The organism is Hufsiella ginkgonis (genome assembly GCF_009834915.1).
GTDB lineage: Bacteria > Bacteroidota > Bacteroidia > Sphingobacteriales > Sphingobacteriaceae > Hufsiella > Hufsiella ginkgonis.
Map to the genome: position 1 here is coordinate 244,292 of NZ_WVHS01000004.1, position 26,879 is coordinate 271,170.

Below are 26,879 nucleotides of genomic sequence, written 5' to 3' on the forward strand. Positions count from 1 at the left end.
TCTCCAGCCTTGTCCATGTTCAAATCCGGCGTTTATCGTCACTTCTTCCCGCAAGGCTTACTTTCAAGGTTCGCTTTTATTTCCTCTTCGCCGGGCGTAGGAGAGTTTACGCCCTTCTTAGGTACCGCCACGCCGGCAGTCCAGGTTAGCGCATTCAGCACCAGTTTCCTGAAATCGTTATTGAGCCAGTTCCTGTGATAATGTGCGCCGGTAAAACCGAAACCGCGGCCTCCGTCCGGGCGTTCCGTTGCCCAAGCTACCACCTGCGCACTGCCTTTTTCCGACCGCAATACAGGATTGTTGGTGCGCGGCCCATATGGTTTCTCGTATAGTTCGTCGGAGGGCACGGCTGATAAAATCGGCGTTACTTCTTTCATCTCTTCGCGGAAACGCATGTGGTAATACCACTCGTCTTTTATGGCGAAGGGCTTTACCCCGTTCGTGATCTCGTGCCTTGGAAGCGTCTTAAAATCGGCGTTCCATATCGGGTTTACCGACCAGTTCACTTCAAAATATCCCCCGATCCAGTCTTTAAACGAATCCCCGGGCTTGCCATACGGAACTTCCACGGCAAAGTGGAGGCATGCCAGCCCCACTCCTTTTTTCATGAGCGCATCCAGTTCGCCGAGGTGACTGATGGCGGGGTGTCCATCGGCTCCGTCCATGTAAAGCACGATCGCCGACACATTTTCAAACGCCTGCGGGTCCGGCGGCCAGGTGTTGTACACCACCGTCTCCAGTTTTCCCGGAAGCGCCGCGGTGAGCTCATTTGCCAGCAGGTTGCAACCCGCTTTAAATTCGTGCTCACCGGCGCCATGGGAGCAGGCGCCTGCAATAAAAAGGATCTTCTTTTTTGCTGCGGGCGCTTTCGCGGAAGCGGGCCCGTTTCTCCAGGATACCAGGCAGATTGCCGCTGCAACTAACAGGGAAAACCCCAAAGCGATTTTTTTCATAGCGGGATGGATATCAGTTACCGACCTTTTTTAACGTGGTGAGGTATTCTACCAGGTCGACCAGCTCCTGTTGGGTCATGCCCTGCTGCAGGTTCGACGGCATGGGCGAGCTGCCCGACAGCGACTTCGACACGACGTCCGCTTTGGGGTAGCTGATCACGGCTCCTCCCGGGAAGCGGACATCCAGTTTATCATTCGTTTCGCTGGCGATGATCCCTTCTACGGTGGTGCCGTTTTTTAATTTCACCACGTACCCTTCATAACCGAAACTGATGCCCGCACTTGGGTTCAGGATGGCATCGTACAAGGCGATTTTGGGCAGCTTGTTGCCGATTTCCGAAAGCTCCGGCCCGAACAGGCTGCCGGCAGTATTTACTTTGTGGCAAACCAGGCAGCTGGCGGCAAACACGGCTTTGCCGTTTACCGCATTGCCTGACAGCACGGCGAGCTTATCGATAGGCGCCAGCGGTTTCCCTTCTTTCGACGGGTTGGTAATATACTGTGCGGCTTCTTCGCGGATAGCGGGCCTGGATGCCCGGAACAATACGCTCGCGCTGGCCTGCTGTAAACCGGGCTCCATGTTCTTTTTCTTCACCATGGCGAGGATGCGGTCTTCACCGGTACGGCTCATGCCCATGGTTTTAATGGCCGATTGACGCACACGCATGTTCCTGGCCGGGTTGGTGCTCACTGTTTCCATCCATTTCAGTGTTTTCAGGTCGCCGAAGGTACCGAGGGCGGTGAAAATGGCGGTCGCGCTTTCGTCAGACCCGTTGATATTTTTCTCCAGCAGATCGGGATTGCCTGCCAGCAGCGACTTGGCGGCCTCCATACCGATCGGGCTTGAAGGCTGGGTGAGCGCCATGTTCAGCAACCCGGCGTCCTGGTTCCTGATCTTAAAGCGGTTCACCATTTCTATAAATTCGATCTTTCCCTTATTCGCTTCCAGCACCTGCTGCAACGCCGCCTGAACCTGTGGCTGGCCGGCGCTTTCCGGTGAGATCTGTGCCAGGGCAAGCATATTTATTTGGGTGTTCCTGGCGCCTCCGCCGTTAAGCAAACCTGTCAGCAGCAGCTGCTTCCCGGGCGATTCCGGGTAAAAATCGAAGGCCCTGAAATACCGGGGCAACTCCGCCGCAGGTACCAACGGATCGCTGATCAACCCGGGGAGCAGCGCCATGGCCGCCGGTGTACGGGCACGCCAGGTAATGTCGCGCGTAGCCTTTTTTGCCATATTGCGGTCAGTTTGCTGGTACCAGGTATTAAAGCATTTGTCCCATTGCAGCCCGGCACCGATGCCCAATGCTTCCAGGTACCAGCGGTCGTTACCATCGTACTGGTTGGCAAGCCTGGTCCAGATAGCAGGCGCTTCGGCCGTGGTATTAAACCGCAGCTGCACCGCCACTTCGCGCCTCACTTGCGGAGAAGGATCGGAGGCTAGCTTATTTAACAGGGGATTTACGTCCATTTTTAATTCCATGGCGGCGCGAAGACCGGTGATCCGGATATCCGCGTTTGCGTCTGCAACGGCCAGGCCGATATATTTTTTCGCTTTTTTCGCTTCTAATTTCGATAGCAGCCAGCAGGCCCTTGCCCTGAAACGCGGGTTGGCGTCTGTCTGGAATTGCCGGGCCAGTACCTTTTCCGCTTTTTTACCGAGGCTGTTCAGCTTAGTCCAGCCAAGGTAACGGGTCGCCAGGTTAGGGCTGTTCAGTGCGTGGAGCGCGCCTTCGGCGGATTTAAGGTCTGGCGCCGGTACCTTGTAAGGCGTCCCCGGGGGAGCCACCCGGAACAAACGTCCTTTATTTACATCCTGCATGCGGTGACCGCCAACGCCAGGATCGTACCAGTCGGCCACGATCAGCGAGCCATCCGGGGCGATACCTACATCCGATGGGCGAAACCATTTATCGTCTTTCGTGGTCAGAATATTGACCAGTTCCGCTTTGTAACCGGCGCCATCAGGTTTAACCGGGTATGCACGTACCACGTTCGGACCCGCATCCGAGTGGATGACCTGGTTACGAAAAACTTCCGGCAGCAGATCGCCCTCGTACAAGAGGATACCGGTAGGTGAACCGGCACCGGTTTGCAATAAATTGGGTACTACGCCCGGGTCGTTCAGGTGCCAGTGGCGAAGCGGTATCTCCGTTTCCATGTTGGCGCGTGGTGCTCTCCAGCCTGCGCCGGTCATTTCGTCCTGGTAACCATAGTTGCCGTACTGCATCACGTAGTTGATCCGCACGCCGCGGTTACCGTCGTCGTCGTTATCCGACTGCCACAAGGTCCCGTACGAATCTACCGCCACCTCGTAGTTGTTCCTGAAATTATTGCCAAGCACTTCGATATCCGACCCGTCCATATTGCAGCGGAACACCATTCCCTGGCGGTAGGGCTTGCCATTGTCGGCTATTACATTGCCTAAACGGTCTTTAAGGGGTTCGCCGTTCTTGTCTTTTATATTCTTTCCTTCGTTCCCGAAGTTGAAATACAGCTTTCCATCGGGTCCGAAGCTGAAAGCGTGCACGGCGTGGTCGTGCTGCTCGCCATCGATGCCGGTAAACAGCAGTTCTTTCTTATCTGCCTTATCGTCGCCATCCGTATCGGTAAAAATGAACACGTTCGGCGAAACGGACACGATCGCCTTATTACCAAGCACGCAGATGCCCAGGGCGGCGTTCACATCATTCCCCTGGTAAAAGACCTTCTGCTTGTCGGCCCTGCCATCGCCGTCGTTGTCTTCGAGGATGAGGATGCGGTCGCCTTCCGGTCTTTTCGGGTTGGCCGGGTTTTGTACCGGTCGATAGTTAATGGCCTCGCATACCCAAACGCGTCCTTTCTCGTCGATATCGATATTGGTGGGGTTCAGCAATAATGGTTCGGCGGCGAACACTTTTACTTCGAGACCGGGCGCCGCTTCGAGCCCCGAGGCGGCATCGTCAGGGTAATAAAACCGATACGCGCTGAACGCCAGTACGGCGCCTGTAAAAACGGTTAACATCGGGAACCTGCCTCGCAGGAGCTTTTTAATAGTAGGCATAAGGATTGGTTAGTTGATCAAATGTATAACAGATGGCTGGTATATACTATAAGCATGCTATTTTAGTTCGAGTACCATCTTATCCTGCAGCAATCGCTTTTTCAGCGCCTCGTAATCGATGTCCTGTACCGCTTTGCGGGAATCGATGGCTTGTGCTGCGGCGGTGGCTGCGCTTTGTCCAAGGATCATAAACACCGGTTCCATGCGCATAGAGCCATAGGCGATGTGGGAGCTGGACATACAAACGGGCACGAGCAGGTTCTGGCACTCTTCCTTTTTTGGCACCAGGGAACCGTAAGCGACCTGGTAAGGGTTATGGGGATCCACCCCGATATCGCCTTCGTTCTGCACAAAGCCGTCCGGTTTTATGTAGCGCTGGGCGTTGTGCGAGTCGAGGGTGTAGGATCCCATGCCGATGGATTGCGGAACGGGACGTTTGCCCAGCACCTCGTTCTCGGTCATCACGTACGAGCCGATCATCCTGCGCGCTTCCCGCACGTAGATCTGGTGAGGCCAGTTGCCGTTATCGGTAAATTCGTCTTTGGCAAGGCCCCATGTCTTCATTTCGCCTTGTACGTCGGCGGGTACGCGCGGGTCATTGGCGATAAAGTACATCAACCCTTTCTGGTAGGTTTCGTGCGCTTTCAGGATCGCTTTGCGGCGGGCGTAAGACGCTTCCGGGTAATCATAGTTTGCCCCGATAAAGTCGGTACTGAAGGGCCCGTGGTTGTTGGTATCCGTCTTTTTATTGGGGATCGGGTCAAATTTTTTAAAGGTTTCGCGCCAGCCGCTGTTAAACACACGCAGCAAGAGCTCGTATTGTTTAGGGTCATATCCCGCGGGTTTGGGGAACGGCACGCGGTTACCCGCGTTGTTGGTGAGGCATAGCCGATAGCAATAAGCCTGGATGCGGTGGTCGCCTTCGCCTCTTTTACCCGGGTCTTTGGCAGAAACGTTGGGCAATAACCCGCTTGCCGGCTTACCGGGTACCAGGTAAGGACTTATGTCCATTTTAAAATGGTGGCCGTGATGCAGGATGCCTGCCTGGACGCCGTTCCATTCCTCGCCATACACGCTGTTGGCCTCGCGGCCCACATGGTATTTTACGCCCGCAGCCGCCATCAGGTCGCCCTCGTAGGTAGCGTCGACGAACATTTTGCCGGTATAAGTTTTCCCGCTAAGGGTGGTAATGGAAATGATGCGGCCAGCCGCCTTCTTAACCCCGGAAACACGGTTCAGCCATTCGTTGCGGGCCACCCGGATATGATATTTGTTTACAAAATCTTCGAAGATCTTTTCCGCTGCATGAGGCTCAAAGATCCACATGGTACGCTGGCTGCCATCTATGGCCGGGGTGCCCTGCCCTTTGTTGCCATACTCCGCCTTTGGCTGCCATTTCCATGCGCTATTTTCTTCATAGTGAGCATATACCTGCTGGTAAAATTCCCGTGAAAGGCCGCCGATCACCTGTTTGTTGCCGGTGTCGGTAAACCCTAACCCGCCGGCAGAGAGCCCGCCAAGGTGTTTGTCTGGCGATACCACGATCACGCTCTTTCCCATTCTTACCAGCTGCACCGCGGCGGTGATCGCCGCTGAAGTACCGCCATAAATGACCACGTCAGCGGTTAGCGGTTGTTTTACCTGTTTTCCGCTTACCTGGAGAAACAACATCGCCGTAAGGCTGCACAATAAGAGTAATCGTTTCATTGACAGTATTTTGGTTAGTAGCTGGCGCCTTGCTAATATGGGTAAATTTGAAGATTTATACAGGTAAAATTGAATTTCTGTATTGTAGGGTCACGATACCCGCTATCGGCACCGCCAGTTGATGCCATCCTTAGTCATATTTATTTTCGCAAGGCTCACCTGCCTGCCCGTACATCTGCGGAACCGTAAACAGGATATTTAACAGCTGCAGGGCGGCAATCTCCGGCTTTTCGCTGAGGTGCCACATCAGCATTTCCGGAGGTACGGCTGTTCCGGCACTCAGCGGCGCACATGGATGGTCCTTACCAGGTTAGAGATCGCATCAGGAGGCCGACGTCAATGGGCCGCATACGCTGGAAATTATCCCGCAGGGGGGCGGGCCTATACCTATCGAATACTTCGAGGTGTTCGAACCGGGATTGAAATAACCGGGGTTAGCCGGCTAAAAACTTCCCGCTCATGGGAAAATATTCTCCGTATTCCGGTAACCCTGGACGGTATTGCTGTACCAGTCGCTGTAAGCGGTACCCCCGGAATTTACCCAGGCACCAAACTTCAGGTAAGCGTTATTGATATTTACCGACTCACAGGGGTAGTTAAATCCGGCAGCAGGAATATCCAGCGCCCAGGGGAAACGGTCTGACGAAAGATAATATACGTCCACCTTATCCCCCCGTATGGGCGGCGTCATCCTTCGCCTTAACCAGCAGGTAGCGATAGCAGCAGCACAAAAACAGGGAATAAGGGAAACGGTATCCTTCTTACGCCTGCGCTTCCGTATATCTCTTAAAGTTATCCAGGATAGATTGCCAGCCGGCCTTTTGCATCTCTACGGAGTGCTGAGTTTCCGCGTCGAAGATTTCGGTTACTTTGGTGCCATCGCCCTCCGGGGTAAAGGTTACGCTAACTTTCCGGCCATCGGCCATGCTGTAGGCAATGCTTTTATGTTCTACCACCTCGTCATATACCCCGGAAAAATCAAAGCTGAAGCTGCCGTCTTTTGCCGCCATTGTCGATAGGAATTTTCCGCCGGTGCGCAGGTCGTTTTCCGCGTGCGGGGTATGCCAGTCGTCGGAAGCGCTGTTCCATTTCTTAATGTGTTCGGGTTCTCCCCAGATCTCCCAAACTTTTTCTACCGGTGCGTTAACGGTTGACTCTACGGTGATAGCGGTTTTTCCTGTTGTTTCCATGTTGATCAATTGTTGCTTTAGTTTATACAAACATACTCGTATCCGCAGAATCGCAGCATATCCCGGAACGACAAAATGCGGGATGATTGCGACAAATGATGTGAACGGGCTTCCCTGAACCCCGTAGGATGAAATATTTGCAGGATCGTGTTGATTAGATGGACCGAACCCGGCAGGGTGGCCGGGATTATCTCATTTAATGCTGGTTCTTTCCGTCCTGTTATCCTAACGGTGTCTGCCAGCCGGCTAACTCATGTGTGCAAACTCCCCGAAGGAGATCACGGGGTAGCCTAACATCACGCGGTCGGGACGCGCGGAGATCTTACCGCGGCAGAAAGAAGGATCAAGCGTAAAAACGAAGATCGGCTACGCACCTAATTCCTTCCTCACTATCGGCGCTACTTCCGTTCCAAACAGCTCGATCGACCGCATTACCTTGCTATGCGGAATGCTGCCGTTCATCACCTGCGCCAGGAACCGCGTATTTTTAAACAGTCCATGCATGTAAATGATCTTTTCGGCCACCTGCTCTGCGGTGCCAACCATTAATGGGCCGCTGGTACGCAGGTACTCGAACTGCTGCCTGGTAAGCGGCGACCAGCCTCTTTCCCTGCCTACGCGGTTCATCACGGTTTCGTACGACGGGTAGAACTCCGTTACCGCCTGCTGCGGGTCGGCTGCGAGGTAACAATGCACGTTGATGGCCAGCTGCAGTTTTCCCGGGTCGTGTCCTGCGTCGGCCGCCGACTGCCGGTAAAGGTTCACGAATGGGATGAATTGGTCCGGCTGGCCGCCAAGGATGGCCAGTGTCATAGGCAGGTTCATTTTCCCTGCCCTCACGGCCGAGCCCGGCGTTCCTCCTACCGCAAGCCAAATGGGAATTTCCGGCTGTAACGGCCGCGGGTATACGCCCAGGTTACGAATGGGAGCACGGTGTTTCCCTTGCCAGTTTACGATCTCGTTCCTGTTGATATTTAACAGGAGGTCCAGCTTTTCGGTAAACAGGTCGTTGTAATCGTCGAGGTTATACCCGAACAGCGGAAACGACTCGATAAACGATCCGCGGCCGGCCATGATCTCCGCCCTTCCGTTGGAAGCAAGGTCTAAAGAAGCGAAATTCTGGAACGTACGCACCGGGTCGGCGGAGCTTAACACGGTGACGGAGCTCGACAAACGGATACGACGTGTAGCGCCAGCCGCCGCAGCCAGCACCACCTCGGGCGCCGAGATCACGTAATCAGGCCGGTGATGTTCTCCCAGGGCGTACACATCGAGACCGATCTCGTCGGCCAGTTTAATTTCCTCCAACAGGTCTTGTATGCGCCGGTGCGCATTTACCGCCTTCCCTGCTACGTGGTCGGGGACTATTTCACCAAAGCTGCTGATACCTAATTCCATAAGTTATTAACAATTATATGCCTGATTGCTGCCACCGGAACGTGGAAAAACAACCAGGGTGAAAAGGACGCAATTTATCAACAATCGCATCCTTAATTGTGTCTTTATGGTAAATTTCTAAGGCGAGTTATCCTATCTTTACCTCACTAACAACAAATAACATGGAAATTCCAAAAGGACACCAGTCGGTAATGCCCTACCTGATGCTAAACAATGCCACCGGTTTTATCGATTTTACAGGGAAAGTGTTCGGCGCAATAGTCATTAACGAGGTTAAACGCGACGATCAAACCACGTACATGCATGCGGAGGTCGAGATCAGCGGCTCGACCATCATGTTTTGCGATGCGTCCGACGACTGGCCGCCCGTACCGGCCAGCTTGTTCGTATACGTAGAAAACGCGGATCACAGCTATGAAAGCGCACTCGCAAACGGCGCCGTTTCAATAATGGGTCTGAGCGATCAAAACTACGGAAGGACGTGCGGGGTAACCGATCCCTTCGGCAATACCTGGTGGATCACATCGGTGGCCGCTGGCTAGGTAAGAGGTGTACCAGAAGGAAGATCACTTAACAGGGCGCCAAATTTAGCCGCAGGCCGTTATTGCTACCCCTCATCATCATACCTGTCATTCCGCCAGGGGTACGCGGTATTCGAATAGCCGCGTTCTTCCCAGAATCCCTTTTCGTCGGCATTCATAAACCTGATGCGTTTGATCCATTTTGAGCCTTTCCAGGCGTAAAGCTGGGGCGTGATCATCCGCACAGGGCCGCCGTGTTCGCGTTCCAGGGGCTTTCCTTCGAAGGTGTGGACCAGCAATACATCAGGTTTAAGGGCCTCTTCCAACGAAATATTGGTGGTATAGGTATCGTACCCATAGCATAAGAGGTGGGTGGCGGTATCTTTGGGCTGCACCAATGCGGCGATATCCAGCAGCCGCACCCCCCGCCAGCGCATATTAAGCTTTGACCAGGTGGTAACGCAATGAAAGTCAGAAACATCGTCAGTTTGCGGCATCTCCATAAACTCGTTCCAGGTGAGGCGGACGGGGTTCTCTACTTCGCCATCTACCATGAGCCGCCAGCGGCCCAAACCAATTTCCGGCTGGTAGCCGAGATCGAGCACCGGCCATTTGCTGGTGGCGGTTTGCCCGATGGGCAGCTGCGGCATTCCATGCCTGTTTTCCGGTCCCGAACCCCTGGGCTTGTCGTCCGCAACAGACGGGGTTAACCGCATTTTTTCTTCGAACCTGGCACGCAGTTTCATCCGCGATTCAATGATCTTCTCTTGGCTGACCTTGCTCATACGCGCTTGGGTTAGACGTACGTTTGACGTTACCGATCCTGTTTTAAGTATTTTGCAGGAACGTACAACGTCAAACGCACAACGCCATCTTAGTTATTTTTCCGGTCTGCGCCCTGTCGCTCAATCATCCAGGCGGGATATTCCGCCGGGAGCTTACTCACCTCATCCAGCTGCTGAAGCTCTTCGGGGGTAAAGGTCACACTTACCGCTCCGAGGTTATCCTCCAGCTGTTCCGGTTTTTTCGCGCCGATGATCACCGTGGTTACCACTTCCTGGTGCAACAACCAGGCCAGGGCGAGTTGGGGCACGGTAGCACCCTTTTCGTTCGCCATGGTTTGCAGCACATCCACTGCATTAAATGCACGGTCTTTATTCACCGGGGGGAAGTCGAACGTAGCCCGCCGCGAGCCGGCTTCCGCTTCGCCCGACCGGTTGAATTTGCCGCTGAGCAGGCCGCCGGCAAGCGGGCTCCAGACCATCAAACCCACCTGCTGATCGGTAAGCATGGGTACGATATCGCGTTCCAGGTCGCGGCCAGCAAGCGTGTAATAGGATTGCAGCGATACGAATTTCGCCTTACGGTTATACGTAGAATAGCTGAGTGCCTTCATCATCTGCCAGGCGCTCAGGTTGCTGGCGCCGATGTAGCGCACCTTGCCGGCCTGCACCAGGGCATCGAGCGCATCCACGGTATCTTCTATAGGCGTGAGCGCGTCATATCCGTGGATCTGGTAAAGATCGATATAGTCGGTACCCAGACGTTTCAGGCTGGCATCTACCTGCGTAAAGATGTGCTTGCGCGAGAGACCGACCTGGTTCGGGCCATCACCCATCTTGCCGCGTACCTTGGTGGCGATCACGAGGTCGTCGCGATCGAGGCCCAGGTTGCGGATGGCTTTCCCGGTAAGCTCTTCTGATAATCCCTCGGAGTATACATTAGCCGTATCAATAAAATTGATGCCGGCATCGACCGCCTTTTTCATTAGCTGATCCACGGGTTCCTGCTGCAGGTCGCCGATTTGGGTCCAGATCCCGCCCTTGCCGCCAAAGGTCATGGTACCAAGACAAAGCTCAGATACCTTGAGGCCCGTATTGCCTAATAGGTTGTATTTCATGATGATCGTGATTTAGTGCAATTTTAGGAAATATCCCTATCTTTCAGCATGAAGCTACCCGTCGGGGTGTCTGTTTGCCGTCATTTTTCTCATCTTCCCGTACGCAGGCGCCAAAGCGCAGTATCCTGCCGGCGAAAGTGCGCACATGGTGTTCCGGGGCCATGGCCGGTTGCCGAGCTTTCCATTAAAAAAAACACTTGACCGTGGTGTTCGAAGGCGGCTATATGCCGGTGCGACCGGAACACGGCGTTTGGCGGCGCTAACTATCCGTGAAAAACGATCAATAAGGCCATTAATTACTATCTTTCGGCATGAAATCCCTTCGCTTATACTGCCTGTTATCGTTCGCGTTTTACGGAACGGGGACTGCGTATGCACAAATTCCGACCAGGGAAAGCGTGCGGGTGGTCCTTGGCGCGATGACCAGTTTCGCCGAGAGCCATCCCATCGAAAAAGCGTATGTACAGCTTGATAAACCGTGGTATGTGCAGGGTGATACGCTCTGGTTTAAAACGTACCTGTTCAACGCAAAGGACCTCACGGGCGCGACAAGGAGCGGCCTGCTTTATACGGAAGTTGCCAACGACAGCAATAAAGTGATAAAACGCGAAATGATCCCGCTACTTTATGGGCTCGGGCGTGCGAACATCGCGATCGACAAAACGTTTCCCGCCGGGAGCTATACCCTGCGCGTATACACCAACTGGATGCGAAACTTCGGCGAAGATTTTATCCCGGTTGCGCGTTTCGAAGTTTCGGAGCTTAACGAAAAAGACTGGATGGTGAACGCCCGCATACGGGTGGAGAAAAAAAGCAGCGGCGACAGTGCCAGGCTCGCCTTGCGTTTTGCCGACCTTAACAAAGAACCGGTAGCGCTTCGCGAAATGCGGCTGAGCGTACTGGCCGGGAAGAAAACCCTCTATAAAGAGGACCTGGAAACAAAATTAGATGGCTCGCTGGAGGTGACTCTCCCGCTGGGGCAGCGTTCTATAGCGGATAACCTTTCGGTACTGGTAGAGGATCGCCGGAACGGACAGGGCAAGCGTAAGCTTTCATTCCCGGTAACGCCGGAAAACCTGGAAAATATCGATCTCCAGTTCCTGCCTGAAGGGGGAAACCTCGTGGGTCACCTTGAAACTACGGTCGGTTTTAAAGCCATCGGCGAGGATGGGAAAGGCAGGAACATTTCGGGTACCGTGCTCAACAGCAAGCTCCAGGAAGTTGGCGCCTTTAAGTCCGGGCATCTCGGCATGGGTGCATTTCCCCTGGATCCTTTCCCCGGCGAAACGTACACCGCAAAGGTCGTGCTCCCGGGAGGAGCCGTAAAAACATATCCGCTGCCGGCGGTAAAAAACACCGGTACCGTGCTCCGCGTTGCCGACATCGCCGGAAGCGACTCGCTGGAGGTTACCGTAGCATTCTCTGAAGACCTGGTGCAAGCCGCCGCTATGTACTACCTGGTGGCGCAAACCCGGGGCGTGCCCTGCTATGGCGCCTCTTTTAACGCCAGCAAGGGAACCGCCACGATGAAGCTCAGCAAGAAATTGTTTGCCACGGGGATCGTACGGTTTACGCTGCTTAACGAAACCAAAACGCCGCTAAATGAACGGATCGTATTTGTTAACCACCATGACCAGTTAAGGCTGGCTATTTACGCAAAACCCCAATACCAGGTGCGCGACAGCATCGCATTGCGGGTACAGGTAACCGGCGAAACGGGTGAACCGGTACGCGGAACTTTCTCGCTGGCAGTAACCGATGATTCGCAGGTTAAACGCGACAGCACGAAGGAGACCAGCCTGCTTGCTTCCATGCTGCTCACCTCCGACCTGAAGGGCGCCGTAGAAGATCCCGGTTATTATTTTACTGCCGGCGCGGGTGTTTCGCGTGACATCGACCACCTGATGCTCACCCAGGGCTGGGTTGGCTATAGCTGGCTGCAGGTTTTCGGCAAACCGTCGGCCCCGCCGTTCGAAGCAGAAAAATCTTTTACCGTAAGGGGACGCGTAACCAACATCATGAACAAGCCCGTCGCCAACAGCGGTCTTGTACTGCTATCCAAAAAACCGACCGCCATATTAGATACCGTAACCAATGAACAAGGCATTTTTACGTTCAGGAACCTCCCGGTAAGTGATAGTACGGCGTTTTTCCTGCAGGCCCGGAACAAGAAAGGCAAAAGTTTTAACGTAGGCATCGAAGTGAACGAGTTTGTTCCGCCTATGTTTACGCAACCCCAGGAACGTATTGCGCCCTGGTACCTGAACACCGACCCGCTGCGGCTGAACTTTATTACCCACAAGGTGCAGGAGAAAAAGGAGGACGCTAAAAAATACGGCGGGATCTTAATGAACGAGGTAGCCATCCGCACGAAAAGGGTGATCACCGGCTCGAAAAACCTGAACGGGCCCGGCGAGGCCGACCTGATATTGGATGAGGAGTTTATGGTTAAATCCGGCCGGAAAACTCTCGGCGACCTGCTGAAGGAGAACGTTAAAGGCTTCGCGTTAAAAGGTTTTAAGGGCGGCCGCTGGTTCTACATGGTAAACGACATGCTGGTACACCTGATCATTGACGGTACCAACGTGGATTTTACCCGCATGGAGGGCACCTCCTACCGCGAACACCTCGAGACCTTTTTTTCCTACTATAGCGCAGACGACATTAAAGGCATCGAAGTAATGCGCACCGGCAAGTACCAGATGAGCTACAATACCCGCTTTCTGCCCCCGCTATCTATCCCATGGGAACATTGTTTTATCGAGGTGACCACACGTACCGGTCATGGCCCGTTTATGAAAAAAACAACGGGGACGTACGTATTCCGCCCGTTGCCGTTAAGCGTCCCCGCCACTTTTTACAGTCCGCGGTACGATGTAAAAACCACGCTTGCCGCGGGATCCGACCGCCGTTCTACCATTTTCTGGGCGCCGGATATCGTCACGGATAAAGACGGCATGGCTACGGTTTCGTTCTTTGCCGCCGATCTCCCGGGTACTTACACCGTGATTGTAGAAGGCAGCGATATGCAAGGTGCGCTTGGCTCGGCACGGAAAGTGCTTGCTGTAGAAAAAAAATAAACGCCGGAACGAGGGCGAAGGAGGTTATGCTGATCATGCCCGCACCCGCAACCGGAAAATCGTGGTGAAACGGTTGCAGCACCTATCGGTTTACCGGGCTTTATACCGGCAGCTCGATAAAGAACTCGGTCCCGCCATCCGGGTTATCCTTAAACCAGATCCTGCCGTTGTGCAGTTCGACGATGCGTTTGGAGATCGATAAGCCCAGGCCGAACGGCTGCTCCCCATTGGTGCCCATCCGCTTGGCCGGCGTGAACATTTCAAACACCAGTTCTTTATTTTCGTCGGGGATACCTATTCCCCTATCAGAAACCACGATCACTACCTTCCGCTTAAATTGCCTGATCTCCACCTTGATCCTGCTGTTATTAGGGCTGAACTTTATGGCGTTAATGATCAGGTTATTAAATACGCGCCAGATCTTTTCCCGGTTCACTTCCGCCCAGACAGGCTCTGTGTGCTCATAAACGATCTCCTGGTGTTTTTCACCGGCGCGGAACCGGAGCAGTTCTACCGAGTCGTTTAACAGCGTTTGCAGGTTAACGGGCGTTTTAACCATGTGCTCGCGCTCATCGGCCAGGCCCGATTTTAACAGCTCGTTAATCATCCCGATAGAATGCGAGCCGGTACTTTCGATCAGTTTGAGCATCGAAATCTGGTCCTCCGTAAAGCCATCCTCTTCCAGCAGCACCGAAACGAGGCCGATAATGCCCGATAGCGGGTTCTTGAGGTCGTGCGCCATTACCCGCATAATGCGGATGTAGTTCTTGTTGGCCAGCTCGAGCTCCGAAAGCGTTCGCTGCAGCCGCAGGTTGTTGAGGTTCGCTACCCGGCTGTTCTTTTTTACCTGCCCGAGGTTTTTGCTGACCAGTATCACGATGATCACCAGCATGAGCAGGAAAATAGCCGCACCGATCAGGTAGTAGCGGTTATATTCTTCGCGTTTCTCGAGGTTATTAAGGCTGCTTTCCTGTTGGAGCGATTTGAACTCCTTGTTCACATCCATTTTGTTCAGCTCGGCATCGATGCGTTCTACCGAATCTTTTATGCGGATGTATGCCTCCAGGGTACGGTAAGCTTCCGCAAGCTTGTGCTGTTTAAAATAATATTCCGACCGGAACTTGTACCATTTGATCTCCGAGCTTAGGTTTGCATCTTTAAACTTATTTAGCAGCAGGCGGCTTCGCTGAAAGGCGGAATCGGCGGCCTTGTAGTCGCCGTCCATTAAATGGATCCTGGCTAGTTTAACCAACGGCGGGATCACGGCGCCATCCAGGCGGAGGTCCAGGGCTACACTTTTTAGCAGGAAACTTTTCGCCAGTTTGCGTTTATTCAGCCTGGTATAAACGCTGCCTATGTTATCGTACACCGCCAGTCGGGCCGAGTTGAGGGCGCGCCGCGAAATAATTTTACTGCCTTCCGCCCCGTTGATCAGGTCTACATCTTTCTGGTAATAGTACAGTGCGCTATCGATCATGCCTGCGTTTTCGAAAGCATATCCTGCGTTGTTGAGCGTTCCCTGCTGGATATGAAAGTAGCGCTGGGCAGTACCTTCGGTTTTGCATTTTTCCATCCAGCGGTAACTTTCGACCCAATAAGCCGCCGCCTGGGCGAATTTTTTCTGTCCATACAGCAATCCGGCCATGGCCGAAGTAAAATCGCTGATGCCGCAGGCTCCTTTGTTACGCTCAAGCAATACCTTTCCGCGATAGAAGTAGGTGAGGGCATCGTTATATTTTCGCTCACGCATACATACGTCGCCTTTCATGAGCAGCACCTGCACGTATTGCTCTTTATATTTCTCGGTCAATTCGGGGGTAGAAAAGAACGAAAGCGCGCTGTCTGCATAGGCTCTCATCATGGCGGCGTTCCCTTCATAATGCACTACCTTAAGCCGGTAGTAGTTTACCGACTGGGGACTGTTGCGCTTGATCCGCAGCCCCAGGGAGTTAAGTAATGCGGTACCTTCCCCGAATTTCCGGTTAATATAAAGACTATCGACACGCAGCAGGTCATGCTCGATCTGCAGGTCGGAAATACGGTTTTCTTTCCTGGAACAGGAAAGCAGGAACAGGAGTAAAAGACAGCCAAACAGGCCGCACCTGGGGTTCGGCAGGCAATTCACAGTGGAGAGCAGGTGTAAATACAAGCAGTGCAGTTGATCTTATCAAACCGCCTAAAGATCAGCATTTTCTAACAATTTCCTGCCGGGGAAGTGTAAAATCGTTATGATGGTCCTGAATTTAACGGAGGGCGCGGAGATGTTCATAAAGGGCGCGACGATTAATTCTCCGTGTTTTTTGCGTAACATTCACACCTTTTCGTGAACCCCTAAAGCACCCTCCTCACCTGCACCCCGTTCAGGACCGCCTCCCCTTTTCTCGCTGTAAAGTCGATCACAATCCCCGCTGTTCCCTTTACGCTCACGGTTGTTTTGGTAGCGTATGCCCGCTCGGGCTCCAGGTAAGTAGCGGTACCGAGATTTTCCAGCCAGGGTACATTATTTAGCTTTACATCAAAAATTCGGGTCGCCGCTTCCTCGTTTTGCGTGGTGTTCGAAAGGTTGTACACCAGGGCCTCCCGTTTAATTCCTGATACCAGCTCGGCAAACAGCAAGGTCACCTCGTACTCCCCTGCCGGTACATCGAGCTTAAACTGGCTTAGCCCGGTGCGCTGGGTTTCGTAGATCGGGTCATCTTCGGTACCAAGGATGTCTTTATTCGAGCCGTAGCTCTGGCTTCCGCCCTTCATGGCGAACGCCTGTCCGCCAACATACCCCCAGCTCCCGGGTGTATAGGCCTGTTCCGGGAGCCAAACCTGCCGCAGCTTTTCGTCGGCGTAGTAACGCTTCGAGCCAAGGCTCACGTTAATCTCCCGGAAAGGCAGCGCGGCGCTCCGCAGGTCTTTGGGGATCATTTTAAACTGTATCCTGAGTTGGTCGGCCAGGTCTGTGCCCGCCGAAGCATCCAGCAAATTCACGCCATCTGCGAACGGGACGTTAAACCGGGCGATACCCTGCCGGGCGGCGGCGGTACCGATCAGTTTGCCGTTCAACCGCAGAGAAACCGACGGCTGGTTGGTAAATACTTCCACGGGCTGCACACATACCAGCGACGTTTCGGAGGCGGCGATCCCGCTGCGTAGCGTCCAGGCGGCCGCGCCGATGCGGATAAACGGCTGCTTTAACAGGTTCGCCTGGTAAAACAGGTACGGATCTTTAGGCTGCCTGTCGATGGTGGTAATGCCTTTATTATTGATGTGGGGCATTGCTTCCGCCCGCTGTTCAGAGTTAAAATCCGCCAGGTTCCAGATCATCGCACCGGCAACAAAAGGCCGCTCCATAATGGCTTCCAGGTAAGCCTGGTGATACAGCAAGGTGTATTCCAGCGACTTATCAAATTTAACCGGTTCGAAGCTATGGATGCGCGGATCTCCATCCGCTCCGTACTCCGTAACCAGCAGGGGCTTATCGGGAAGCTCTTTATGGTGCATGTCCAGGTATTTCGCAAACCCGCCCAGTTCGCCGCCATACCAGCCCTGGTAGAGGTTCCAACCTACCAGTTTCGGGATCCTTGTCAAGCCCGCTTTATGATAGAGCTCGAAAGCCCCATGGTTGGGGATCATGGTATACCTCGACGGGTCTTCAGCCCGGGTGAGGTCTTCCAGTTCCTGCGCAAGCTTCGCCACGGCACGGATGTAAGCTTCGCGTTTTTCGGAGCCATTGTCATAACGCGGGCGCAGCAATACTTCGTTCATGTAGGTCCACATGATCACCGACGGATGGTTGTAGTTTTGCCGGATCATCTCGCGCTGCATTACCTTGCAGTTCTCTGCAAACGCCTCGCTTTCTGTAATTTGGTTCACTACCGGGATTTCCACCGAAGTAAGGATCCCCAGCCTGTCGCAAGCCTGTAATACGGCCGGGTCCTGCGGGTAATGCGCCACACGCAGGAAATTGCCTCCCATGGCCTTCAGCAGTTCCACGTCGCGGATCGCCATGGCATCGGGCAGTGCATTGGCCATGTCTTTAAAATCCTGGTGACGGCTGGTTCCTACCAGCTTTACCGGCTGGCCGTTCAGGAAAAAACCTTTTCCCGGGTCGAACACGTACCAACGGAAGCCTAAGGGGTTCGATATTTCGTCGAGCTTAACTTTGGTATCGGCGTCCTCAAGCCTGGAGATCACCTGGTAGAGGTACGGCGTTTCCGGCGACCAAAGATGCGGGCTTAGCAGGTTGGAAAGGTTATGCGAAAAACTTAGCTGAGCCCCGGGCACCGTTTTCACCATGGATTGCTGCTCGGCCACCGTTTTTCCGTCGCCGTCTACGATCGTAGTACGAACCCGTACCCTGCCCGCTTTAGGCAAATTGCTAACGAAGCTGCCTTTTACCATTACATCGGCGCTGCCCGCGGTCACTTTTGGCGTGCTTACAAAAACGCCGTTGGTGGCATTGTTGTCCATATCAAAATGTACCGGGCTTACAGCAACCAGGTGTACGTCGCGGTACAATCCGCCGAAAAATGTAAAGTCCGCCGATAATGGCGGAACATCCTCGTTATGGCTGTTGTTTACTTTAACCTGGATCTCGTTCACCGCGCTGCCCGATGCTGCGAACTGCAGCAGTTCCTTTACGGGAACGCTAAAAAACGTATAGCTCCCGGTATGCCCGCCGGCTTTCTTTCCGTTCACATACACCTCGGCTGCCTGCGCGGCTCCTTCAAAATACAGGTAAATATCCTTGCCTTTCCAGGAGGAAGGAACAAAGATGCGGCGTTGGTACCAGCCTGTGCCGCGGTAGTAGCCGGGCTCATCGTCCAGTACATCGGTCGTGTTCCAGCTATGCGGTACGGAAACGGTCTCCCATTTTACCGTCGCCGGTGAGGCAGGGAACCCCGGGAGATCGCCTTTGTAAAATTGCCAGTTGGAGTTGATGGTTTGGGAGATGCGGTCTTGTGCTTCGACAGTTGAAAGTACGGCCAGCAAACATACCAGGCTCAGTAGAAATCGGATCGGTCTTTTAATCATGGCTATTGTCTTTCGCCGGATAAGTTTTTCGTTGTTCTGAATCAATTTAAGGTTCATTCGTACGATAAATCATCTTGCATTACTAATTTTCCAGTACAAGCTTGCTCCATCCTGCCTCCCCGGCATTTTTGAGCTCTTTTTTCCGGTCTTCCATCACTTTCTTGATCCTGATACCGTATGCCCAACAAGTGCTTTGGCGGATAGAAAGGATCTCGGAAAGCTTATGCGAGGAGATCTTCCCCTTAGAGGAATAAATCAGGAAGATCATATAAAACGCCTTGTTGATGGGGATGCGGCAATTTTGCAGGATGGTGTTGGTGGTCACCGACTCTTCGTAGCCGCATTTGGCGCACCGGTGACTAAACTGCAGGTGCCCGTGGATAGAATGCATTCCGCCGCATTTCCGGCAAGCATATCCCTTACCCCATTTAAGATCCGCCAGGAACCGGGAACAGGTTTCGTTGTCCGGGTAGATCTTGCTGAACTCGGTAAAATCCACCTCGAGCGACATTACCCGGGCGCGCGTTACCTTATCGATATTTTCGTGCAGCTCCTGGTTATCCTGCTCCAGCAGCGTGTTCATCCGCGTAATTTCTTCTGCTTGTTGTTTCAGCAGGTCGTTCACGGCGAGCAGCTCGTGGTTCTGCGCCTCGATGATAGTCGACTTTTCGATCACCTCCCGTGTGCGCTCAAGCACTTCCGATTCGAGCTTTTTGTTCAGGGCATCTTTCAGGTCCTCGTTGATCTTCATCTGCTGGAAGATCCTCCGCTGCACCTTTTCTTTCTTCTTTCTTAACAACCTCACCCTGTCGCCGATGGCGAACGATACAAAAACCATTTCTGTAACAAAGCAAAAGCTAAGGCTATAATGGGTTACCGGTCCAAATGGGATCCAGTCGAGATCGAACGCGATGAGCGTCTTAATCACAAAGCCAATGAGCAGGAAGCTATACCCGAGCACGAAAAACCGCGCCGGACGGTACCCTGCGTTAAACACGTACCAACCTGAAAAATAGGCCACCAGCAACGGAAGGGCTTCGATGATCTTATAGTTGAACCAGTTGCGATTTACCAGCAGGCAAGCCAGCAAAAAGAGCGTGCGCAGTGCGATGGTGCCAATTAGCAGTTTATCGAGCTGTGGCGCTTTTGAACGGAGGTACAATAGTTTCCTGGTAAATAACAGGGCGAAAGTACTGGCCAGGTATAGGGCTATGCCATACGCATACTGGTTCCAGCCCGGGGAATTGGGCCATAAATATTGGTACGCCACACCATCGGCGCTCATTTCATACAAGCCGATGCTCAGGTTATACAAGATATAGTATACGTACTGGCTCTGCCGCATGGCAAAAAACATCATGAGGTTGTAGAAGCTGAATACCAGGATCATCCCGTAAAACACGCCGAAGAAAAAATACTCGTCAAGCGCATATTGGATAAACCAGTTCACAGAACGGAGCACCACGATCACGTTGGCCTGCTGGTGCGATTTGATGCGGATATAATAAACCTGCTCGCCTGTAAGCGAATTATCCAGGATCAGCGTAAAGTTCTTGTGGTGATATTGCCTGATGTTAAACGGCCGCTTGTTCCCGAAGCTGGTCTTTCGGAAAATATGGTCCTTACCCGGCGAAAACACGGCGATATCGTCTATCGTCTGATCGAAAAACTCGAGGATCCACTGCCGTTCGGTATGTTTGGCGCGCCTGATCTTGACCCTGAACCAATAGGCAGAACGGATATTAAAGTTTTTCGGCGTCGAGAGCTCGCTTCCTTTAAACGAATGTGCCAGCGGACCGGTTACCTGTCCGAGCGTGAATTTGCTTTGCGGGTCTTCCAGGTACTCGATCTCTTTGTACGAGAAAATATGCTCATCCAGGCTGTCGCTATAGTTTACCACCTGCTGCGCCCGCAACTGCCGGGGAACGGCCATTATCCCCAAAAATATCCACAAACAAAACAAGCCCGTCCTGTACATCATCCTCATTTTAAAAAACTTAACGCACATCGCCGGAACTGGCTGCGGGCGGGCGGCCGTTAACACCGTCTTTCCCGTACACCGCAATGCGATGCGTTCTCAATAAATAGGGTGTAACCCCTTCTTTCCCGGCCACTTTAAAAGTGATCACTTTCGACGGTTGCTGCGGCATATGGCAATCGATACAATTCGCCTTCATCACAGCGGGAGTTAATCCCACCGCCGCATGCGAAGCCGCATTGTGGCAGCTCATACATTTCTGCGAATATAGTGCAAGACTGGCATTCGCACCATCGTGTGCGTCGTGACAAGAAAGGCAGTCCATGGTTTTCGCTTCGCGGAAGCACTTACTGGCCGCCAGCATCTGCACCTGTTTGCCATGTACATCCGCTTCGCGGGACGTTGCGGCGCCGAACTGCAGGATGTAGAATTGCGATAACGTGTCGCCCGGGCGGAAGCCAAAAGTGGAGCGCTGCGATTCGAGGTCGTTGCCCGAATGACAAACCCCGCAGGTCTCCAGCCGCCGCTGCCGGCTCAACGAACGATAGGCTACCATAAACTTCGCCTTCTTTTCTTCGGGATGGGCGAGATGAAACTCCACATGTGTTTTCGCCGGACCGTGACAGCGCTCACAATCGATCCCCGCGATAAATGAGCCTTTTTCCATCTCTTCGGCCACTTTCAGGGCGCCATCCTGTACAAAATTCTGCCCGATAAACGAGCTATGGCACTCGAGGCATTTGCTTTGAACCACCCGGTCGTAGTACATCAGGTTGGGTACGTAACCCGGGCTGTTCGCCCAGCCGTTCACCTGTTTGAAATACGAAAGCGGCAGCTGGAACAGCCGTTTTCCCTTCCAATAGGCGTATGTTTGCGCATGTGCGCCCGAGCCGATCTTCAGGTCGAAACGTTCTTTGCGCACTTCCCTGCCATCATAGTATCCTACCTGGTAAATACCGCTATCGCGTTTTTCCACGCGGATCTTTGTCAGGTCGTTAAAAGCGAACAGGGGATCGGCGCCCATCACATGTTCGAGGCCTTTGGCGCTGTCGATCATCATCGACGTCTGGTTATGTGCGGTATGAAAGTAAGAAGCCGCAACTCCTGCGTGGCATTTTTTACAGCTTTGGGCGCCGGCATATTCGGCTCCCCGCGGGTCCTCCCGGGCAAACCCGTCCATGCACTGTGAAAATGCCACTACCAGCAGCATGATCGGGCCCAGCACCAGGAACAAACGGGTAGCTCCTTTCATGTTATGTAACGTTAGTTGGTAAACCGGATCTCGCTAAACCCGAATCCGCCGCTGTCGGCATAGATCCTGATCACTTGTTTGCCCGCTTTAAGCGCCACGTTCTTTATTTCCACGAATGTAAAGTTCTTCTCGTTGCCGGTATTTGGAACGGCCACTTCTTTTGCAAACGTCACCTTCCCGCTGGAAACAGACAATTTCCCGTTCGCGTTATCGGCACAAACCCGCAGCCTGAGGTTGTATTTTCCCTTTTTGATTACATTAACGGTATACTGAAGCCATTCGCCTGCCTCGATACCGTTCACGAAATACTGTTCATAAAGGGTAGAATCTTTGCGGATGTCGACCCCATCGTTGCGGTACACCCGGCCCCGGTTACCCGGCGTGTTTTTACCGGTGGAAACATGGTAATCTGCCGTATCCTTGTCGAAATAAGCCACTCCATTCCTGCCCAGGTCAAAGTCGACCGCTTTAACCACGGCGCCTGGCATGATCTTGTTCGCTTTAAACGGTTTCGCGTCAGCAGAGAAAGGCTGCCGGAACATGGCGTCGAGCACATCACGGTGGATGGTGGTATTTTCCAGCCGGGTATAGGTGGCCAGTTCCATCAAGCCGCTATAAGCATTACTTTCTTTCGGTTTCCCGGCGCCCGGACGACCGTTAAAGTAGTTTACCACCGCATCATAGTTCAGGTTCGAGCGGATCTCCATGGGGTTATTGAACCCGAGCTTTTTTAAAGGCCACCAGGCCCAGCCGATGTTGTTGGTCTCGAACAGGCGGATCGCCTCGGTAAACCAAACGTTCGAGTTCTCGCCGGTTTCGCCAAGCCACACCGGGATGTTGTATTCGTCGCGCATCTTTAGCATGTGGTTTACCGAGCCCGGATCATTATAGCTCCAGTACTTGTGAAAGCTCAGGGCCATGTTGTTATCCCAGGCGGGCAGGATCCCGTTATAGTTATTTCCCCAGCCGTTCCCTTCAATTACCACCAGGTGATTTTTATCTACCTCGCGTATCGCTTTGGTAATATCGACCATCAGCTTGCGCAGCGGCACATTCTTTTTCTCTTTGATGCCGTTCTTATCATTGGCCAGGTCTTCAAATCCCCAATTCGGCTCGTTAATAATATCATAAGCGCCTATCCAGGGCTCATTTACGTAGCGTTCCGCCAGCTTTCTCCACAAAGCGATCATTTTTTGCTGGTTGGCTTCACTTTCCCAAAGGGAGGGCTTGGAAGGGTCGCGGTCAGAAATATTGAGGTCGTTGCCTTGTCCGCCGGGCGCCGCATGTAAATCGAGGATGAGGTACATCCGGTTCGCTTTACACCAGGAAAGCAGGCTATCTGTAATAGCGAAGCCTTTTTCCAGCCAGGTATTTTTTCCGGCGACGGGTTCCTTGTCTGCGGGCAGCGTATACAGGTTAAAATGCATGGGCAACCTGATGGAATTAAATCCCCAGGCTTTCATCGAATCAACATCGGTCTTCCGGGTATGGTTAGCAAGCCAGAGGTTGTAAAACTCCTCCGTTTGTTTAGCCCCCATCAGTTCTTCGATCCTTTCGCGGATGCGGTATTGCTGCCCTTCGCGGTTAATCCGAAGCATATACCCTTCCTGTAACATCCAGCCGCCAAGCCCCATTCCGCGGAGCAACACATTCTCACCTTTACCGTTCACGATACGTTTACCATCGGCGTGCAAAAAGCCCTGGGCAGCCACCTGGATGGAGGTGATGCCGGCCAGGAAAAATAAAATGGTCAGTTTCTTTAACATGTGCTAATAATTGGTCGTTGCGAACGCTAATAAATTGGTGTTCCAAAGGAACTAAATATGTACGTTAATCTGTTTAACTACCGGATCTTTGTTTGGTAGAAGCCTGATCTTCCCGTAAAAAAGAGGTATTCCCTTTCTTTTCCGCCAAAGGCGATGGTTACCGGCCGTTCCGGTGTTTTTATCACGCCCGTTTGCTTCCCGGTTCTATCGAATACGTAGATCTCGCCATCGGCCACGTAGAGGTTGCCCTGCGCGTCCGTTGCAGAACTATACTCCCCATTTTCTACAAAGTAGGTTAGATCTGACAAGTACCCTGCGGCGTCTACGCTGCATTTTACGGTGCGCTTGTCATATTCGTCCGCCAGGTATACCGGTTTCCCGGGGAATGCTTCCGCCAGCGAATTTGACCTGGCAAGATCGTACACTACCGGGATGATGGTTACACCGTCCGGCGCGACAAACGCTTCTTTTGGACGGGCTACGGTCACCGTGTTAAAATCATGGTAATCGCGCCACCGGTTAGCCGGATACAGCGCTTTGTACACATCAGCGATCGAGCCCATTGGCACTTTCTTTAAAGCTGTCATAGTCTCCTCGGGATGCTCCGGGTCTACCGAATATACCAGGGTACCGAAGCCTGAATTTCCCCAGCCGCTGAACGATGTCCCGCCGGCATCTTCCGGCAGCGGGAACACCTCCGGCTTGCCATTTACCAGGTAACCGGGTCGCGGAGTATACTTGAACACCACCAGCAACTGGTCATTTTTATCGCAGGCAAGGGAAAGCGGTTCCCACGGAAAGTCGGCCAGCAAACTCAGCGACCGGGACGCTGCCGACCATCTATAGATCCTTTTTAAGCGTGTTTCGCTAAAGTAAACGTTGCCCTTACTGTCGCTGCACATCCCGTCGGCAAACTCAAAGCCTTTGGCCAGCAGCCGTACCTGCGCGGGGGAAGCCGGTACCGTGCTCTTATCCAGCTTCAGTCGAACAAACTCCCAGGGCCTGATCTCTTTATCAGAATTGATGTCGTAGATGGGCAGGGTGGTGGTATATTTTGTCTGGCTGTAGTTGTGCACGTTCAGGAACTCGATATTCTGCGGGTCCCAGGTCCTCACCCCGGCCGAAAACGGGGTGTTCACCCTGATCACCCGGAACATATACAGGTTGGCAAAAACCATATTGCTGCAATTGTCGAGCTCCACCGGCTGTGCATTGCTGCTTTCGCGGCTCTCCTCTTCGAGCTGGAGGGCGTAGATCTTCCAGTTCGATACATTTTTAAATCGTACTTCGTTGCGCACATGGTGCTCCACAGACATGGCATAAATCCTTCCGGGTGTAGCTGTATTCGAAATATACATGCCAGATGTTGCGAAAGTATTGGCCGTCCAGATGTCTTTAAAAGTACCTCCGCCGCCGTTGGTGATCCATAAGCTCCAATATTGCGTATCCCAGGCTACGTCCATCCCCTGCAGTACCCGGGATGGCTGCTGGTTAAACCCGCTACCGCGGTTTTGGCTTCCTCCCTGCGGACCGGGACGGTTCATAGTGCCATGCCCGCCGATAAACTTTACATCGTTCATGTACGATTTTTCGCCTGCCATCCACTTACAGGCTACCGCCCGATTATTCCAGGCGCCGGTAGAAAGCCCGATGCCGGTTAGAATATTGGTCCCGTTTACAGGCGCTTCCACCATGGCCTTCGGCTGACCGAAACTTCCAAAAGCTTCGGTATTATCCGCAAGGATAAATTGGGTAGCCACCGGGTTGAGCCCGATCAATACCGTATTGGGCTTTAACCTGATCGTTTCCGTTATCCGGTACCATCCCTGCGGCACATATACGGCCGGGTATTTATCTACGGCTTCCTGTATCGCCCTGGTGTCGTCCGTTTCGCCGTCGCCTTTTGCGCCCAGCGTTTTCAGGTTGGCCCAGGTTTGTATGGCAGGCAGTTCGGGAATATCTTTTACCGCTTCCGCGGGAAGTGCGTTCAGCTGGGTAAGATCTTCGGTGGTCTTAAATACCGGTGCCGCGTCGATCCCGTCGATATGAAGGCCGTAAATAAAGTTGCTGATGCGATAGATTGCGCCTTTTCCTGGCGTTTGCTTTCCGCTCCTGCGGTAGCTGGCCAGCACAGGCACGTTCCGGCACACCACATTACGCAGGCTCACCTGGTTAAACGCATTCCCTTCGTTGCTGATCACGATCGCCGGGCCCGTCACTTTGTCGAACAGGCAGTCTTCCATGAACAGCTTCTCGTGGTAGTTTGGATCGATCTCGATCACCGTGGGTACATTCTTCGCCTGCAGGCGCACAATGGTCAAACCTGCTTCCTGGGTTTTTATGGCGGCCTTTCGTTGTCCTTCAAAATATGTATCCACCATCATATATTGCCATCCCGGCGACGGCTTGGTGGTATAGATCCCGTAGTCGCCGCCAAAGAAACGCACGTCTTCCATCTCGTTCCCCACATCGAACAGTCCCGCCTTGCCGTTGCCGATATTCACATCCACATGGGCGATGAAGCTATGCTGCGCGAAATGTGCCCGGAGCGCCACCGCCGCCGGGTTGCCGTCTTCGATGCGGATATCCACGTTGGAAAGTGCGCTGTAGAATGTTCCTGCTCCCGCATCACGTGGCGATTGCCCTGGTTGAACTATCCCGCCGGTAAACCAGAAGAGGTATTTCGCCTGCCCTTTCATGCCGGGGTCGGCTTCCCGGAAACCGGGAGAACTCTTTCCCAACACAAAAACCGGGCGATTTTTCCCGTATCCGATCACCCTCACGGCCTGCGGAATGCAGATCGTTTTACTTAACAGGTAAGTGCCTTCGGGAATGAACAATACCCCGAAATTGTATTTGATCTTCACCTGGTTGATGGCCTCCTGCAATGCATCAGACACATCGGCTTTGCCATCTGCGGAGATCTTAAAATTCCCGGGAGTGAAGTAAACGGCATCCGGGTCCCAGAGGCGTTGCTGGTAGAACGAACGGCTTTTCGGCGTGGCGGCTGCGGCCACAATCACGACCAGTAAACAGCAGCAGGTAACTAAAACTCTTTTCATTGCCCGG

16 protein-coding genes are annotated in these 26,879 nt (G+C 53.2%); 2 read left to right on the plus strand and 14 right to left on the minus strand.

The window, feature by feature from the left end; all coding sequences use genetic code 11:
- Nucleotides 1-38 precede the first annotated feature (38 nt).
- From GS398_RS17350 to GS398_RS17375, 6 genes are all read right to left on the minus strand, one after another.
- Nucleotides 39-953: a ThuA domain-containing protein gene (locus tag GS398_RS17350; RefSeq protein WP_160908079.1), complete on the minus strand. Its 915-nt coding sequence runs from the start codon at nucleotides 951-953 to the stop codon at nucleotides 39-41.
- 13 nt (nucleotides 954-966) lie between these two features.
- Nucleotides 967-3,993: a PVC-type heme-binding CxxCH protein gene (locus GS398_RS17355; protein ID WP_160908080.1), complete on the minus strand. Its 3,027-nt coding sequence runs from the start codon at nucleotides 3,991-3,993 to the stop codon at nucleotides 967-969.
- 57 nt (nucleotides 3,994-4,050) lie between these two features.
- Entirely contained in the window at nucleotides 4,051-5,700 is a 1,650-nt protein-coding gene (locus tag GS398_RS17360; protein ID WP_160908081.1) for an FAD-dependent oxidoreductase, read from the minus strand.
- A 457-nt stretch (nucleotides 5,701-6,157) separates the two neighbouring features.
- Entirely contained in the window at nucleotides 6,158-6,391 is a 234-nt protein-coding gene (locus GS398_RS17365; RefSeq protein WP_160908082.1) for a DUF4842 domain-containing protein, read from the minus strand.
- A gap of 70 nt (nucleotides 6,392-6,461) precedes the next feature.
- Complete coding sequence (locus GS398_RS17370) at nucleotides 6,462-6,890, minus strand: SRPBCC family protein (RefSeq protein ID WP_160908083.1); 429 nt, start codon at nucleotides 6,888-6,890, stop codon at nucleotides 6,462-6,464.
- 366 nt (nucleotides 6,891-7,256) lie between these two features.
- Complete coding sequence (locus GS398_RS17375) at nucleotides 7,257-8,288, minus strand: Atu2307/SP_0267 family LLM class monooxygenase (protein ID WP_160908084.1); 1,032 nt, start codon at nucleotides 8,286-8,288, stop codon at nucleotides 7,257-7,259.
- A gap of 161 nt (nucleotides 8,289-8,449) precedes the next feature.
- Between GS398_RS17375 and GS398_RS17380 the strand changes: the two genes are divergently transcribed.
- Nucleotides 8,450-8,830: a VOC family protein gene (locus GS398_RS17380; protein ID WP_160908085.1), complete on the plus strand. Its 381-nt coding sequence runs from the start codon at nucleotides 8,450-8,452 to the stop codon at nucleotides 8,828-8,830.
- 65 nt (nucleotides 8,831-8,895) lie between these two features.
- On the opposite strand, the gene GS398_RS17385 is transcribed toward GS398_RS17380, so the two are convergent.
- Together GS398_RS17385 and GS398_RS17390 are read right to left on the minus strand one after the other, a co-directional pair.
- Nucleotides 8,896-9,594, minus strand: a complete 699-nt coding sequence (locus GS398_RS17385; protein ID WP_160908086.1) for a molybdopterin-dependent oxidoreductase — start codon at nucleotides 9,592-9,594, stop codon at nucleotides 8,896-8,898.
- 89 nt (nucleotides 9,595-9,683) lie between these two features.
- On the minus strand, nucleotides 9,684-10,709 hold the full coding sequence (locus GS398_RS17390; protein ID WP_160908087.1) for an aldo/keto reductase: 1,026 nt from the start codon (nucleotides 10,707-10,709) through the stop codon (nucleotides 9,684-9,686).
- A gap of 311 nt (nucleotides 10,710-11,020) precedes the next feature.
- Between GS398_RS17390 and GS398_RS17395 the strand changes: the two genes are divergently transcribed.
- Complete coding sequence (locus GS398_RS17395) at nucleotides 11,021-13,789, plus strand: carboxypeptidase-like regulatory domain-containing protein (protein WP_160908088.1); 2,769 nt, start codon at nucleotides 11,021-11,023, stop codon at nucleotides 13,787-13,789.
- Between the two features lie 100 nt (nucleotides 13,790-13,889).
- Here the strand turns inward: GS398_RS17395 and GS398_RS17400 are convergent, their stop codons facing one another.
- The 6 genes from GS398_RS17400 to GS398_RS17425 form a co-directional block, all read right to left on the minus strand.
- Nucleotides 13,890-15,938, minus strand: a complete 2,049-nt coding sequence (locus GS398_RS17400; RefSeq protein ID WP_160908089.1) for a sensor histidine kinase — start codon at nucleotides 15,936-15,938, stop codon at nucleotides 13,890-13,892.
- A 182-nt stretch (nucleotides 15,939-16,120) separates the two neighbouring features.
- Nucleotides 16,121-18,871, minus strand: coding sequence for a glycoside hydrolase family 2 TIM barrel-domain containing protein (locus GS398_RS17405; protein ID WP_202406115.1), 2,751 nt, complete (start codon nucleotides 18,869-18,871; stop codon nucleotides 16,121-16,123).
- A gap of 25 nt (nucleotides 18,872-18,896) precedes the next feature.
- On the minus strand, nucleotides 18,897-20,747 hold the full coding sequence (locus GS398_RS17410; RefSeq protein WP_160908090.1) for a 7TM diverse intracellular signaling domain-containing protein: 1,851 nt from the start codon (nucleotides 20,745-20,747) through the stop codon (nucleotides 18,897-18,899).
- 64 nt (nucleotides 20,748-20,811) lie between these two features.
- Nucleotides 20,812-22,044: a multiheme c-type cytochrome gene (locus GS398_RS17415; protein WP_160908091.1), complete on the minus strand. Its 1,233-nt coding sequence runs from the start codon at nucleotides 22,042-22,044 to the stop codon at nucleotides 20,812-20,814.
- An 11-nt stretch (nucleotides 22,045-22,055) separates the two neighbouring features.
- Entirely contained in the window at nucleotides 22,056-23,810 is a 1,755-nt protein-coding gene (locus GS398_RS17420) for a cellulase family glycosylhydrolase (RefSeq protein ID WP_160908092.1), read from the minus strand.
- A 77-nt stretch (nucleotides 23,811-23,887) separates the two neighbouring features.
- Entirely contained in the window at nucleotides 23,888-26,872 is a 2,985-nt protein-coding gene (locus tag GS398_RS17425; protein WP_160908093.1) for a glycosyl hydrolase family 28-related protein, read from the minus strand.
- Between the last annotated feature and the right edge of the window lie 7 nt (nucleotides 26,873-26,879).